Raw genomic sequence first — 15,591 nt, forward strand, 5'->3', positions numbered from 1 at the left:
CGATCGACTGAATCAAAAATTTCAATAGCCATATAACGAAGCGCTGTTGTAACGTACCTTTCACAACCACGCATTGCGGATGAAAGGCCATCCCATGGCACACGACGACGTCGTCACCACCACCAGCGCGCCAGCAAAGCGCCCGCTGCACACCTGGGAAATCACGGCGATTTCCATCGGCTTTATGGGCCCCGTTATGGCGATGTCGCTCAACGGCATCGGCGTCGCGGGACTCGTCGGCAAGGCCGTCCCCTTCACCTTCCTCATCTCATTCATCGGCACGCTGCTCGTCGCTTACGGCTTCGTGCGACTCACCCGCCGCATCACCCACGCTGGCTCGGTCTACGCGCTCGCCGGCATTACGCTCGGCCCGCGCGCCGGCTTCTTCGGCGGCTTCGCGCTGCTCGGCACCTACATCTTCTTCGCGGCCTGCATCGTCGGTGCCTGTGCCGTGTTCTTCGAGGCGATGCTCGGTGAAATGGGCGTCGTTATGGCCCCGGGCACGTGGATGATCGTCGCGGTCGTCGTCGGCGTCATCGCCCTCGTGCTCAACCTGCGCGAGTCGGCAATCGTCGCCCGCACGCTGCTCGGCATTGGCTTCGTCGGCGTCGCCGCAATGCTCGTGCTCGCCGTCGTGATCCTCGTGACCATCGCCACCGGCAACGCCCCGGTCAGCACCGGCATCGACCTCTCGACGCTCACGCCGGGTGACGCCCCGATCACCGCGATCATGACCGCCTCGGTCTTCGGCTTCCTCAGCTGGGCCGGCTTCGAGTCGGGCTCCTCGCTCGGCGAAGAGACCGACAACCCCAAGCGTGTCATCCCGCGCTCGCTGCTCATGGCGGTCATCATCGGTGGCCTTGTCTACGTGTTCATGATGTTCGCGCAGACGCTCGGCTTTGGCACCGACGCCGCCGGCATCGAGGCATTCGCGAGCGCCGCGTCGACGCTGACGACCCTCGCGTCGACCTACATCGGCTCGTGGTTCGCGGTGCTCATCTCGATCATCGCGTTCCTCGTCGCCTTCGGCGCGTTCCTCAGCTCGTCGACCGCCGCATCCCGCTTGCTCTTCGCGCTCGCGCGTGACGGCTTCGGCCCGAAGCGCCTCGCCAGCCAGCACCCCGTGACCAAGGTGCCGACGGTGGCCGTCTCGGTCGCGGTCGTGCTCACGACCCTCATGGCGCTCGCGCTCGGTGCATTCGGCGCCACGAGCGTCGACGCGTACTACTGGTACGCCACCATCGGCACGCTCTGCATGGTCATCGCCTACGGCATGACCTCGGTCGGCGTGATCCGCCACACATTCCGCCCGAACTCGGGCATCGCGAAGTGGGAGCTCATCTTCCCGATCGCCGGCCTTGTGTACCTGGTCTACGTCTACGTCATTCAGGTGGCCGGCCAGGTCGCCCCATATACCTACTTCCCGTGGATCGCCGGGGCCTGGTGCCTCGTCGGCCTGATCATCGTGGTGAGCTGGCCCGCGCTCGCGAAGCGCATCGGCGGCCGCCTCACCATTGAGGAGATTGACGCATGAGCACCAAGCAGCAGCCCCAGCAGCAGCCCGGCGACGACGAGCTCGTCTTTTTCGCGACGAGCGACCTCGCCGCCCGCACGAAGGGCCGCGCGATGCGCGCCGCCGACTTCGACTCCGACACGACCCTCGGCTGGGTGCCGGCGAACCTCGGCATCGGCCCGCTGGGGCATATCGTCGACGGCATCCCGTACGGCGCCTCGGGTGACCTGCGGCTCAAGCCCGACCTAGCGTCGCGCACCCGCATCGAGGGTGTGCCGGGCCGCCCGGCGTTCGACCTCATCTTCGCCGACATCGTCGAGACCGACGGCCGGCCGTGGGAGTCGTGTCCGCGCACCTTCCTCAAGGATGCGGTGGCCGAGCTCGAGCGCGACTTCGGCATCACGGTGACCTCGGCCTTCGAGCACGAGTTCGTCGAGCTCAGCGCGACGAGCGACCCGCACCCGTTCTCGCTGCAGGACTTCCGCAACGCCGAGCCGGTCGGCTCACAGCTCGTCGACGTGCTGCACCGTGCCGGCGTCGAGCCCGAGAACTGGCTGCCCGAGTACGCGCCGCACCAGTTTGAGATCACGGTCAAGCCGTCCGACCCGCTCACCGCGGCCGACCGCGCCGTGCTCGTGCGCGACATCGTGCGCGACGTCTATGACGCGAACGGCCGCAGCGTCAGTTTCGCCCCGACTACCTCGCCCGGCTCGGGCGGCAACGGCGTGCACGTGCACTTCGGCCTCTACGGCCCGAACGGTGAGTCGCTCGTGTTCGACGCGAGCCGCGACGGCCGCGTCTCCGAGCTCGCGGGCCGCTTCGCCGCGGGCATCATCGCCCACGCGCCGGCCATGACCGCGCTGTTCGCGCCGCTCGTCACGAGCTACGACCGGCTCGCGCCGCACAACTGGTCGACCGCATCCGCCTTCCTCGGCCTGCAGAACCGCGAGGCGCTCGTGCGCGTCTGCCCGACCAACGAGGTCGACGGCCGCGACCCCGAGCGCCAGCTCCACTTCGAGTTCCGTGGCGGCGACATCGGCGCCAACCCGTGGCTGCTGCTCGGCATGATTCTGCGCGCGGGCATCGCGGGCCTGCGCGGCGAGCTCGAGCCGGCCCCGGTCATTCACGGCGAGGTCGACCTCGAGGGCGAACACCGCGACCTGACCTGCCTGCCAAAGAGCCTGCCCGAAGCCATCGAGACGCTGCTCGCCGACGAGACCGTGCGCGGCTGGTTCTCGCCGAACCTCATCGACACGTTCGTCGCGATCAAGCGCGACGAGCTCGAGCATGTTGAACCGCTCAGCCCGGCCGAGCGCTGCGAGGTGTACAACCGTGTCTTCTAACGACGACCCGCTCGCGCGCGTCGACGACGTCGCGCTGTTCGACCACCACTGCCACGGCGTCGTCACGAACGACCTCGACCGAGAAGAGTTCGAGGCGCTCATCTCCGAATCCTCGCGCCCGGCGACCGTCGGCACGACCCGCTTCGACTCGCAGGTGGGCTTCCAGATTCGCGCGAAGTGCGCGACGGTGCTCGACCTCGAGCCATTCGCGACGCCCGAGGCGTACCTCGAACGTCGCCGCGAGCTCGGCGCCGACGAGGTCAATACGCGCTTCCTACGCGCCGCGAACATCCGCACGCTCGGCATCGAAACCGGCCACGCCGCCGACACGATCAACACCGTCGACGACATGGCGCGGCTCACCGGCGCCACGGCCCACGAGATCGTGCGCCTCGAGCGCCTCGCCGAGCAGGTCGCCGAGGCCGCGCACGACGCGGGTACGACGGCCGCCGAGCTGCTCGACGCCATCGAGACCGAGCTGGATGCGCGGCTCGAGCACGCGGTCGGCGTCAAGTCGATCGCGGCGTACCGCATCGGCCTCGACTTTGACGCCGCGCGGCCCACGCAAGCCGAGGCGGTTGCCGCAGCCGGGAGGATGCTCCAGGCGAGCGCGCCGCTGCGGCTCGACGACCCGGTCATGATTCGCCACCTCATCTGGCTCGCCATCGACCGGGCGTGCGTGCTGCAGTTCCACATCGGCTACGGCGACGACGACGTCGATCTCGACCGCTGCAACCCGCTGCTGCTCACGAAGCTGCTGCGCGCATCGGCCGACACCGGCGCCCGCTTCGCGCTGCTGCACTGCTACCCGTTCCACCGCGAGGCGGGCTACCTCGCCGACGTGTTCCCGCACGTCTACTTCGACGTCGGGCTCGCTGTGAACTACACCGGCGCCCGCTCGGCCGCGATCGTCGCCGAGTCGCTCGAGCTCGCGCCGTTCAGCAAGATCCTGTTCTCGAGCGACGCGTTCGGCGCGGCCGAGCTCTACTACCTCGGCACCGAGCTGTTCCGCGCTGGCCTGGCCGAGACGCTGCGCCGCTTCCACGAGGTCGACGACTGGCCCGTCGACGAGTGCCGTCGCGTGGCCCGCATGATCGGCTACGACAACGCCGCCCGACTCTATGGCGTCGACGACCGGGAGGCGGGCCGGTGAGCGAGGCACTCGACACCCTGCGCGAGCAGTGGCTCACCGCGCTCGCGGCTGAGCTCCCCGGCGCCGTGCGGTTGCGCCGCGAACTTCACCAGACGCCGGAGCTCAGCGGCGCCGAAGCCGGCACCGCGAAGCGTGTCGCCGAAGCAATGGGCATCGAGATCACGCCGGTCGCCGACACCGGCGGTTACGGCCGCATCGGCCCGCGCACCGGCCCGAGCGTCGGCCTGCGCGGCGAACTGGATGCGCTGCCCATCGCCGAGGCGACCGGGCTCGACTGGTCGTCGACGAACGGCGCGATGCACGCCTGCGGGCACGACGTGCACCTCGCCGCGCTCACCGCGGTGGTGCGCGCGGCCCGCGGGCTCGGGCTGCCCTACGCGCTCGTGCCGCTGCTGCAGCCGCGCGAGGAGGCGTATCCCTCGGGCGCCCGCGACATTGAAGGGGCCGGCGTGCTCGGCGCGCAACGCGTCGCGCACGTCATCGGCGTGCACGTGCATCCGGGCGTCGCGCTCGGGGCGGTGTCGACCGGCGCGGGCTTCGTCAACGCCGAGGCCGGCGAGCTTGAGATCGAGGTCGCGGGCCAGGGCGGCCACGGCGCGTACCCGCACGCGGGCGCTGACGTCGCCGCCGCGGTCGCGCAGATTGTCATGGGCCTGCCCGAGATGCTGCGCCGCATTGTCGACCCGATGGAGCCGGTCGTCATCAGCGTCGGCACGATCCAGGTCGGCAACGGCGCGGCAAACGTGCTGCCCGATCACGGGCGTATCCTCGCCACGATTCGCACGACGGGGCCAGACACGACCGAGCGGCTCGTCGAGGCGATCAGCCGCTTCGTCGCCGCGCAGGCCACGGCGTACGACTGCACCGGCACCCTTCGCCACACCGAGGGCGAGCCGGCGCTCATCAACGATCACGAGCTCGTCGAGGTGCTCGACACCGAGATCGAGCGGGCCGGGCTGCAGCCGACCGAGCCGATGCGCTCGCTCGGTGCCGACGACTTCTCGTTCTTCAGTGAGGTCGTGCCGAGCGCGATGTGCTTCGTCGGCGTGCGCAGCGCGGGCAAGGCCTCGCTGCACGACGCGACCTTCCTGCCCGACGACGGCGCACTCGAGCGCGTCGCGCGCACGTTCATCGCCGGCTATCTCGCGGCCTGCCACCGGCTCGAGGCCGAGGGGGCGCCCCGTGAGTGACGAGACGGCGGCCGACCGCAGCGTCGCCGAGCTGATCAAGCTGCACTTCGCCGAGTTCACGGCCGCCGAGAAGCGCACCGCCCGCGCGCTCGTCGCCGACTACCCGGCGGCGGGACTTGGCACCGTGACGCAGCTCGCCGAACGCGCCGCGGTGAGCAGCGCGACGATCGTGCGATTCGCGCAGTCGCTCGGCTTCGATGGGTTCCGCGAGTTTCAGGACCGCCTGCGCCACGAGCTCGGCACGCGCGAGGACTCGGCGCTGAGCCAGGCCCTGCGGCGCGAATCCGCGTCGGGCAGCGTCAAGGTCGGCACGCTCGCGGCCTCGCAACGCGCCTTCACCGAGGGAATTGAGCGCACCTTCGACTCGCTCCGCGATGACGAGGTGCGCCAGCTCGTGAGCTGGCTCGCCGACCCGAAGCTGCGCATCACGGCGCGAGGCGGGCTCTATTCGGGCCTGCTCGCGCAGCACCTCGTGAAAGAGCTCCTGCTGTTCCGCCCGAACGTGCTCGAATGCCCGCGCGACCCGGTCGAGCTCGCGACGCAGCTTGTCGACACCGGCGCGAAGACCGACGTATGGGTCGTCTTCGACTTCCGCCGCTACACCCCCGAGACCGAGCGCATCGTGCGGCAGGCGAAGTCGCACGGCGCGCGCGTCGCACTCATCACCGACCGCTGGCTTTCACCGATCGCTGCCATCGCCGACGTCGTCATGAGCTGTCGCGTCGAGGCGAACGGCCCCTCCGACAGCCTCGTGCCGGGCCTCGCCCTCGTCGAGGGTCTCTGCGAGCTCGCCGTCGAGCAGCTCGGCGACGCGGGCATCGCGCGCCTGCGCCAAATCGATCCACTCCGCACCGAACTCGAGTCGGGCACCCGGGAGGACTCATGACCGCGCCCCAGGCACTCACCGACGCCGCGCGCGAGGTCGAGCTCGCCGCCTACGCCGACGACCAGGACTCGGTGGCGGGCGTCGAGCACCTCCGTTTTTTCCCGCTCGTGGTCGCGTCGGGCCAAGGCTGCACGCTCGTCACACCCGCGGGCCGCGAGCTGCTCGACTTCTCGGCGAGCTGGACCGCGTCGGCGTTCGGGCACGGCAACCTGGCGATTGCGGATGCGGTGCACGCGGCCGCGCTGCGTGGCGCCGGTGCCTCGGTGCTCTCGTCGGCCGTAGCCGAGACGACCCGGCTCGCGCAGCGCCTCGTCGACCTCGTGCCGGTGCGGCTCGCCGAGCGCGCCTACCTCGGCCTCGGCGGCACCGACGCAAACACGGTCGCCATCGCCGCGGCCCGCAGCGCGACCGGCCGCGCGGGCATCCTGTCGTTCAGCGGGAGCTACCACGGCGGGCACGGCCCCTCGGCTGCGGTCTCGGGCATGGGGGTCGAGCCCGGTGCGAGCGCGCACGGCCACGTGCTCGACTATCCGACCGACGCGGCCGGTCTGGAGCGCGTCACCGCCGAGCTCGAGGCTGCCCTCGCCGCGCGCGAGACCGCCGCGGTCATCGTCGAGGCGGTGCAGTGCGACGGCGGCGTGCGCGTGCCCCACGCCGACTTCTTGCCGATGCTGCGCCGCGCGTGCGACGACACCAGCACGCTGCTCATCGTCGACGAGGTGAAGGCGGGTCTCGGCCGCACCGGCCGCCTGTTTGCCTTCGAGGCGAGCGGTATCGAGCCGGACCTCGTCACGCTCGGTAAGTCGCTCGGCGGCGGCCTGCCGATCTCGGCCGTCGTCGGCCCGGCGTCGGCGCTCGGCTCACCGCGCGCATCCGCCCTGCTCACCACCGCGGGCAGCCCGGTGCCGGTCGCCGCAGCCCACGCGGTGCTCGACCTGCTCGCCGACGGCAACCTCGCCCGCAACGCAGCCGGGCTCGAGGCGCCTGCGCGGCAGCGGCTCGCCGGGGCCCGGGCGGCCGGGCGGCCCGGTGCCGCCGCGATTACCGAGGTGCGCGGCCGCGGCCTGCTGCTCGGCGTCGAGTTCGGTGACGCCGGTGGCAGCACGGGCGCCGAACTCGCTGCCCTCACCGTGTACCGCGCGTGGGAGCTCGGTTGCGTGCTCTACGTCGTGCGCGACAACGTGCTTGAAATCACGCCGCCGCTCGGCATCACCGACGTCGAGCTCGACGCCGGCCTCGACGTCATCCTCCGCGCCGCCGACGACGCGGTCGCGGGCGACGTGCCCCGCAGCATCCTCACCGAATTCGGCGGCTGGTAGCCGCGCCCATCTCTATAGAAAGGAACGACAGTGCAACACTCCGGACTCTCCGTCGCCTTTGCCGCGGGCACGCGCCCGGTCGGCACCGAACTCACCGCCTCGATCGCACGGCTCATGGCCGAGCTGCGCGAGCTCGGCTCGGCCGCGGTCGACGTCACCTCGGTCGCGAACCCGAGCGCGTTCGCGCGCACCCTCAACGACAAGGCGCTCGTCGTCTACGTCGTGCCGGACGCGGCTGGCGAGGCCGAGCATGGCGACCTGCAGGAGTTCGTGCGCGAGATCCGCGCTGTGAACGCCGAGCTGCCGCTGTTCCTCTTTGGCGAGCAGCTCACCGCCCGCCAACTGCCGACCGAGGTGCTGCGCGAAATCGAGGGCGTCATCAACGCCTATGAGGACACCCCCGAATTTGTCGCGCGCACCCTGCAGCGCGAGGCGACGCGCTACGTCGAACGGCTCGCGCCGCCATTCTTCCGCGCGCTGACGAACTACGCGAACGACGGGGCCTACTCGTGGCACTGCCCGGGGCACTCGGGCGGTACCGCGTTTCTCAAGTCGCCGGCCGGCACGCTGTTCCACCAGTTCTTCGGCGAAAACCTGTTGCGCAGCGACGTCTGCAATGCGGTTGAGGAGCTCGGGCAGCTGCTCGACCACACCGGCCCGGTCGCCGAGTCCGAGGCCCGCGCCGCCGAGACCTTTGGCGCCGACCACCTCTACTTCGTGACGAACGGCACGTCGACCTCGAACAAGATCGTCTGGAACTCGGCCGTCGGCCCCGGCGACATCGTCCTCGTCGACCGCAACTGCCACAAGTCGATCCTCCACGCCATCATGCTCACCGGCGCGATTCCGATCTACCTCATGCCCACGCGCAACCGCGCCGGCATCATCGGGCCGATCCCGCGCAGCGAGTTCGACCCGGCCGAGATCCGACGCAAGATCGAGGCGCATCCGTTCATTGCCGACAAGACCCGCACCCCGCGCATCCTCACGCTCACCCAGAGCACGTACGACGGCATCGTCTACAACGCCGCCGAGATCAAGCGCACGCTCGACGGGCACGTCGACGTGCTGCACTTCGACGAGGCCTGGCTACCGCACGCGCGCTTCCACGAGCTTTACCGCGGGATGCACGCGGTCGACGATCGCGCCGAGCGCACCGAACAGTCGCTCGTGTACGCGACGCAGTCGACGCACAAGCTGCTCGCGGGGCTGTCGCAGGCGTCGCAGATTCTCGTGCAGAACGCCGAGTCGTCGAGGCTCGACACGAACATCTTCAACGAGGCGTACCTCATGCACACCTCGACGTCGCCGCAGTACGCGATCATCGCGAGCTGCGACATCTCGGCCGAGATGATGCGCGGCGTCGGCGGGCACGCGCTCATCGAGGAGGCGATCACCGAGGCGATGGAGTTCCGCCGCGCGATCATCCGCATCGGCGACGAGCAGCCGGAGGGCGACTGGTGGTTCGGCGTGTGGGGGCCCGACACGCCGCCGCGCGAGGGGCTCGCCGAGCGCTCGGAGTGGGAGCTCACGAGCGAGCAGACGTGGCACGGCTTCGACGCAGTCGATGACGGCTTCACGATGCTCGACCCGATCAAGGTGACGCTGACCACGCCCGGCCTATCGACCTCGGGGGAGTTTGGCGAGAGCGGGATTCCCGGGCTTGTGCTCTCGAAGTACCTCGCCGAACACGGGGTCGTCGTCGAGAAGACAGGGCTCTACTCGCTGTTCATTCTCTTCACGATCGGCGTCACGAAGGGGCGCTGGAACACGCTCATCGCCGAGCTGCACCGCTTCAAGCGGCTCTACGATCGCGACGTTGAGGTGCGCGAGGCGATGCCCGAGTTCGCCGATGAGCATCCGCAGTATGCCGAGCTCGGTCTGCGCGAGCTGTGCGATCGCCTGCACGCGGCCTACCGCGGCTTCGATATCGCGAACCTCACGACCGACATCTACCTGGATGCGCCGGAGGTTGCGCTGCTGCCGACGGATGCGTGGGCCGCGATGACCTCGGGCCGCATCGAGCACGTCGCGATCGACGAGCTCGCGGGGCGCGTCACCGCCGTGCTGCTGACGCCGTACCCGCCGGGCATCCCGTTGCTCGTGCCGGGGGAGCGGGTGACCGAGCGCATCGTCGAGTACCTGCGGGTCGAGGCTGAGCTCGCGGCGCAGTTCCCTGGCTTCAACGGCATCACCCACGGCCTCGGCACGGCCGCCGACGGCACCCACACCGTCGCCTGCGTCGTCGAGTAGGGCGCTGGGGCGGTTTTCCTGCCGCAGAGTGTCCCCAACGTCCCAGTTTTTCCGCGAAAAGTGGGATGTCGGGGACACCCTGTGCGGTCAACGTCACCCGCGAGGGCAACGGCTCTGACTATCCGATGCGGTTTTCTAGGTTTGCTGCGGTTGCGACCGCACCCGCCGCGACCCCACTTGTCGCCCAGCGCACGGTCCTTCACAACGCGCGCAGCCCGCCGTCCGAAAATACTGACTCTTCAGTCAGTTTTCGTAGAGTCGCGCTTACCGCGTCATCCATGATGGCTGGCGCCAACTCAAGGGAGAGTACATGTCGCACTTCATCGTCGTCGGCGCCGGTTCGGCCGGTTCGGTCGTCACCCGCCGCCTCATCGATGCGGGCCACCAGGTCACCCTGATCGAAGCCGGTGGGTCGGACGTCAACCCCGCGATTCAAGACGTCGGCCGCCTCGGCGAGCTCTGGCTCAGCAAGGACGACTGGGGCTACTTCACGACCCCGCAGGCCGGCGCGGCCGACCGCAAGCTGCACTGGCCGCGAGGCAAGGTGCTCGGCGGCTCGCACTCGCTCAACGCCACCATCTGGGTGCGCGGCGCGCACGGCGACTACGACCGCTGGGAGCGCGAGGGCGCCGAGGGCTGGAGCTGGGCTGACGTTGCGCCCGTGTTCAAGCGCATAGAAAAGACCACGGTCGGCGACGACGAGCTGCGGGGCCGCGACGGACTGCTCGACATCACCGTCGACGGTTACCGGCACAATCCGGTCTTCGAAGCGATGCACGAGGCCGCGGTCGCGGCCGGCGTGCCCGCGAACCCCGACTACAACGGCGAGTCAATCGAGGGCGTCGGCTGGGAGCAACTCACCGTGCGTGACGGCGAGCGCCGCAGCTCCTACCGCGCCTACGTCGACCCGATCAAGGACCACGAGAACCTCACGATCCGCACCGGCGTGTGGGTGACGAAGCTGCTGCTTGATGGCGACCGCGTCACCGGCATCGAGGCCGAAATCGACGGCGCGACCGAGCAGTTCACCGCCGACGAGGTCATCCTCTCGGCCGGCGCGCTCGACACCCCGCGAATCCTGCTGCTCAGCGGCATCGGCCCGCGCGACCACCTCACCGAGGTCGGCATCGACGTGCAGCACGAGCTGCCGGGCGTCGGCGAGAACCTGCAGGACCACGTGCTCGCGCCGGTCATTGCGCAGACCACGACCCGCGACATCCCCGAGCGCGACGTCAACGAGCCGGTTTCACAGATGCACCACTTCACGACGTTCCGCGAGGGCTCCGACGTGCCCGACACCCAGCCAATCTACTTCGACGTGCCGATGGTGAGCGAGTTCCAAGAGCCGATTCCGAATGCGATCACCCTCCACGCCGGTCTGGTGCGCCCGACCTCGCGCGGCACGTTCCGCCTCGCGTCGAATGACCCGCACGACGTCGCGCTGCTCGACCCGCAGATTCTTTCGACCGACGAAGACATCACGAGCCTTGTCAATTCGGTGAAGCAGTGCCGCGAAATCGCGGCGCAGGCCCCGCTCGCCGAGGGGTGGGGCGCCGTCGAGGTCTACCCTGGCCCCGAGGTGCAGACCGACGAAGAGATCGCCGCCTACGCCCGCAAGAACTGCGTGACCTACCACCACCAGGTCGGCACTTGCCGCATGGGCGGCGACGACCTCGCCGTCGTCGACCCGACGAGCCTCAAGGTGCGCGGCCTCGAGGGCGTGCGCGTCATCGACGCCTCGGTCATGCCCTCGGTCACGAGCGGCAACACGAATGCGCCGTCGGTCATGATCGGCGAGCGCGGCGCCGACTTCATACTCGGCAACTAGCGCCACAACCCCACCAAGCTGGCCCACCGCATCCACCCCGACGAGGGCGGATGCGGTGGGCCGGCCGTGTTTCCGACACCCGCCGCGCAACCTCCCGCGCAACTGCCGCGGGATGACTCGGGCGGCCCAACGCTTGCCCCCGAGCGCACAGGCGCGCCCAAACCGGCCTCCGGCGCCGCGGCCCGGCCTAGCGTTAACGCTCAACGGCAGCGAGGCCGTCCGCCCACAAAGCGGAACCCCTCGACGCAACCTCGAAGGACTGACTATGAGCGGCAATGGAGCCCGCATCGACTTTCTGTACCTGAACGAACCCGACATGATCGCGGCCGGCGTCACCGAGATGCCCCAGTGCGTCGACGTCATGGAGGAGACCCTGCAGCTCGCGGGCCGCGGCGACTTTCGGATGGCCGGGGCCGAGGGCAACTCGCACGGCGCGATGGTGACGTTCCCGGCGCAACCCGAGCACGAGGGCATGCCCGCCGACGGCCCCCACCGCCGCTTCATGGCGATGCCGGCGTACCTCGGCGGCAGCTTCCGCATGTCGGGCTGCAAGTTCTACGGCTCGAACCTCGCGAACCGCGAGCACGGCCTGCCCCGCTCGATCCTCATGTTCACGCTTTCGGACGCCGACACCGGGGCCCCCGTCGCCTACATGTCGGCGAACCTGCTCAGCGCCTACCGCACCGGCGCGGTGCCGGGCGTCGGCGCGCGCCACCTCGCGACCCGGGATGCGCGCACGGTCGGCATCGTCGCCCCCGGCGTCATGAACCAGACCTCGCTCGAGGCGTTCGTCGCGGTGCGCCCGAGCATCACGACGGTCAAGGTGAAGGGTCGCAGCGCGGGCAGCACGCAGGCGTTCGTCGACTGGGCGCGCGCGACGTTCCCCCAGCTCGACGTGCGGACGGTCGACACGGTCGAGGAGGCGGTGCGCGACAGCGACATCGTCTCGATCGCGCCGACGACTCCCGCCGGCAGCGAGCACTACCTCCGCCTCGAGCGCGAGTGGCTCAAGCCCGGCGCGTTCGTGTCGCTGCCCGCCGACATCATGATCGACGAGGCGCTCGTCGACGGTGCTCGCCACTTCGCCGACCACCGCGGCCTCTACGAGGAGTGGCAGCGCGAGCTGCCCGCCCCCGCGCACGAATACGTCGGCCTGCTCGGCATGTATCTGCTCGACCGCGTCGGCGCCGGCACGCTCGCGTCCGAGCGCTTCGAAAACCTGCCGGATGTGCTCAACGGCACCGCGGAAGGGCGCCGGAACGACGACGAGATCATCCTCTTCTCGGTCGGCGGCATGCCGATCGAAGACGTCGCGTGGGGCACCGCGGTCTACCGCAACGCCGTCGAGCGCGGCATCGGCACCTCGCTCAACCTCTGGGATGCGCCCGCGCGCGCGTAGATAAGGAACAGCAAGATGGCACAGCACAAGCCCACCATCGTCGTCATCGGCCTCGGTTCGGTCGGGTCGATGACCGCCTGGCAGCTCGCGAAGCGCCAGGAGGCAAACGTCATCGGCATCGAGCAGTACGGCCGCGTGCACTCGCACGGCTCGTACGCGGGGGAGTCCCGCGTGTTCCGCGCCGCCTATCACGAGGGCGGCCTCTACGTGCCGATGCTGCTCGAGTCGCGCGAGCTCTGGCGCGAGCTGCAGGTGGAGTCGGGCCGCGAGATCTACCTCGAGGCCGGCACGCTCTCGATCGCGCAGGAGTCGCAGCCCGAGTTCCAGACCACGCTCGACTGCGTGCGCGACTACGACCTGCCGCACCGGGTGTTCAGCACCGAGGAACTCCGCAGGGCCTACCCCCAGCACAACATCTTTGACGGCGACGTGGCCGTGCTCGACGAGTACGGCGGCGGGCTCCGCCCCGAGGTCGCGATTATGTCGGCCCTCGAGCTTGCCGAAAACGCGGGCGCCGATCTCCGCTTCAACACCGAGGTGCTCGGCCTCGACGAGCGGCCGGGCGGCGTAGCGGTGCGCACCACGCAGGGCACGATTCAGGCCGACAAGGTCATCGTCGCGAGCGGCTCGTGGACGAAGCGAGTGCTGCCCGGGCTCGACGCGCTGCTGCGCCTGCTGCCGCTCGGCCTCACCTGGTTCATGGTGAAGGACCCCTCGCAGTTCACCCCCGACAAGTTTCCAACGTTCCTGCGGGACCACGGCAGCACCCACTTCTTCGGCGTGCCCACGCTCGACGGCTACAGCATCAAGGCCTCGGGCAATCCGGTGTGGCCGGTCGAGCGTGACGTCGCCGACGTGCCCACCGAGTACACGTCCGACCAGCTCAACCTGCTCGGCCAGCGTGCCGCCGAACTGCTCAATGGCATCAACCCCGAGCCGGTGCGCGCGAGCGTGCACCACTGCGCCTACACCCCGAACCGACTGCCGGTGCTCGACCTCAGCCCGAGCGAGCGCATCATCGTCGCGGCGGGACTCTCGGGCCACGGCTTCAAGTTCGCGACAGCGTTCGGCGCCGCCGCGACCGAGCTCGCCCTCGAGGGCGAGGCGCGCTTCGGCAACGAGGCGTTTACCCTCGCCACCCACTTCGACTACCTCGCCGAGCACGGTGCCTACTCGGGCACCGGGCACTAACCCTCCCCGACCGAACCGAAAAGAAAGCACTCCGATGACAACGTCGTCACCTCTGCCGCAGCGCCGCCTTGGCGTGCTTGCGATTGCCTTCATGATCATCGCCGCGTCGGCACCCCTCACCGCGATCGCGGGCGGGGCGCCGACCGGCTTCGCCGTCAGCGGGCTCACGGGCGTGCCCGCGAGCTACATCGTGCTCGCCGCGGTGTTCGCGGTGTTCGCCTTTGGCTACGCCGCCATGGCCCGGCACATCGAGAACGCCGGCGCGTTCTACGCCTACGTCGCCCGCGGCCTCGGCCGCCCCATGGGTGTCGGCACCGCGGTCTCGGCCGTCGTCGCCTACGCCTGCATGCAGATCGGCATCTTCGCGATGTTCGGCTTCAGCATCGCCGACTGGCTGTCTAGCCGCTTCGGCATCACCACGCCGTGGTGGCTCTGGGTGCTCGTCGGCATCGTCATCGTTGGCGCCCTCGGGCTGTTCCGCGTCGACTTCTCGGCGAAGGTCATCGGCGTGCTCGTCGCGCTCGAGTTCCTCGTCGTGCTCGTGTTCGACATCATCGCCCTCACGGTCGCGCCCGAGGGGTACAGCCTCGAGCCGGTCAACCCCGCGTCGCTGTTCACCCCGGGCGTCGGTGTGCTTCTCGCCTTCGGCGTGGCCGCGTTCATGGGCTTCGAATCGGCGGCGATCTACGCGAACGAGGCGAAGGACCCTCGCCGCACGATCGCCCGCGCGACCTTCCTCGCGGTCATCGTCATCGGCGTCTTCTATGCCATCTCGGCGTGGTCGCTCACCGTTGCCTACGGCCAGTCGAACATCGTCGAGCAGTCGGCCGAACTTGGCCCCGGCCTGCTCTTCGCGTTCCTCGGAGAGCACGCCGCGAGCATCCTCGTCGACTTCGCGAATGTCCTCTTTATTACCAGCCTGTTCGCGGCGCTCATGTCGTTCCACAACGCCGTCTCGCGCTACTTCTCGGAGCTCGGGCGCGAGGAGGTACTGCCGAAGGCCTTCGGACGCCTCAACCGCTCAGGCTCGCCCGTTGTCGGCTCGCTCACGCAGAGCCTCCTCGCGCTGCTCGCCACGATCGGCTTCATCATCGCCGACACCGGTGACCCGCTGTTCCCCGTGCTCACGATGTTCACGTGGCTCACGAACACGGGCGCCTTCGGCCTCGTGCTGCTCATGGTGCTCGTCGCCATCGCCGTCATCGCGTTCTTCCGGCGGGATGCTCGGGGCGTCGGCATCTGGTCGCGGCTCGTCGCGCCGGCGATCTCGGGCGTCGCGCTCGCGGTCGTGTTCGTGCTCGTGCTCATGAACTTCGACCTCATGCTCGGCCAGGAGGAGTCGAACGCGACCACGTTCATCCTGCCCGCGCTGATCATCGTGCCGGGCATCGTCGGCGTGCTCTACACGCTCTGGCTCCGCGGCGCGCGGCCCGAGCGGTACGCGCTCATCGGTGCCGAAATGACCCCGAAGACTGAGGTCGTCGGGGTCGACGAGCTCAGCTAGGAGCTCGTTCGC

11 protein-coding genes are annotated in these 15,591 nt (G+C 69.5%); all 11 read left to right on the forward strand.

Annotation, left to right across the window (positions count from 1 at the left end; genetic code table 11):
• Positions 1-94 precede the first annotated feature (94 nt).
• Positions 95-1,534 carry an APC family permease gene (locus EJL01_RS11215; protein WP_125107720.1) on the forward strand — a complete coding sequence of 480 codons (1,440 nt, stop codon included), beginning with the start codon at positions 95-97 and terminating at the stop codon, positions 1,532-1,534.
• Positions 1,531-2,856, forward strand: coding sequence for a type I glutamate--ammonia ligase (locus tag EJL01_RS11220; RefSeq protein ID WP_125107721.1), 1,326 nt, complete (start codon positions 1,531-1,533; stop codon positions 2,854-2,856). Before EJL01_RS11215 ends, EJL01_RS11220 begins: the two co-directional genes overlap by 4 nt.
• Positions 2,846-4,009: an amidohydrolase family protein gene (locus EJL01_RS11225; protein ID WP_241209212.1), complete on the forward strand. Its 1,164-nt coding sequence runs from the start codon at positions 2,846-2,848 to the stop codon at positions 4,007-4,009. The genes EJL01_RS11220 and EJL01_RS11225 overlap by 11 nt, the downstream gene beginning before the upstream one ends.
• Entirely contained in the window at positions 4,006-5,199 is a 1,194-nt protein-coding gene (locus tag EJL01_RS11230; RefSeq protein ID WP_125107723.1) for a M20 metallopeptidase family protein, read from the forward strand. Before EJL01_RS11225 ends, EJL01_RS11230 begins: the two co-directional genes overlap by 4 nt.
• Complete coding sequence (locus tag EJL01_RS11235) at positions 5,192-6,085, forward strand: MurR/RpiR family transcriptional regulator (RefSeq protein ID WP_164509810.1); 894 nt, start codon at positions 5,192-5,194, stop codon at positions 6,083-6,085. The genes EJL01_RS11230 and EJL01_RS11235 overlap by 8 nt, the downstream gene beginning before the upstream one ends.
• Complete coding sequence (locus EJL01_RS11240) at positions 6,082-7,404, forward strand: aminotransferase class III-fold pyridoxal phosphate-dependent enzyme (protein ID WP_125107725.1); 1,323 nt, start codon at positions 6,082-6,084, stop codon at positions 7,402-7,404. Before EJL01_RS11235 ends, EJL01_RS11240 begins: the two co-directional genes overlap by 4 nt.
• Positions 7,405-7,434: 30 nt before the next feature.
• On the forward strand, positions 7,435-9,657 hold the full coding sequence (locus tag EJL01_RS11245; protein WP_241209213.1) for an arginine/lysine/ornithine decarboxylase: 2,223 nt from the start codon (positions 7,435-7,437) through the stop codon (positions 9,655-9,657).
• Positions 9,658-9,967: 310 nt separating this feature from the next.
• Complete coding sequence (locus EJL01_RS11250) at positions 9,968-11,485, forward strand: GMC family oxidoreductase (RefSeq protein WP_125107726.1); 1,518 nt, start codon at positions 9,968-9,970, stop codon at positions 11,483-11,485.
• A gap of 265 nt (positions 11,486-11,750) precedes the next feature.
• Positions 11,751-12,884, forward strand: a complete 1,134-nt coding sequence (locus tag EJL01_RS11255) for a tyramine oxidase subunit B (protein ID WP_125107727.1) — start codon at positions 11,751-11,753, stop codon at positions 12,882-12,884.
• 15 nt (positions 12,885-12,899) lie between these two features.
• Complete coding sequence (gene solA / locus EJL01_RS11260) at positions 12,900-14,075, forward strand: N-methyl-L-tryptophan oxidase (protein WP_125107728.1); 1,176 nt, start codon at positions 12,900-12,902, stop codon at positions 14,073-14,075.
• A gap of 34 nt (positions 14,076-14,109) precedes the next feature.
• Positions 14,110-15,579 carry an APC family permease gene (locus EJL01_RS11265; RefSeq protein ID WP_125107729.1) on the forward strand — a complete coding sequence of 490 codons (1,470 nt, stop codon included), beginning with the start codon at positions 14,110-14,112 and terminating at the stop codon, positions 15,577-15,579.
• The last annotated feature ends 12 nt before the right edge of the window (positions 15,580-15,591 follow it).

This window comes from Gulosibacter massiliensis, from assembly GCF_900626105.1.
Classification (GTDB): Bacteria; Actinomycetota; Actinomycetes; order Actinomycetales; family Microbacteriaceae; genus Gulosibacter; species Gulosibacter sediminis.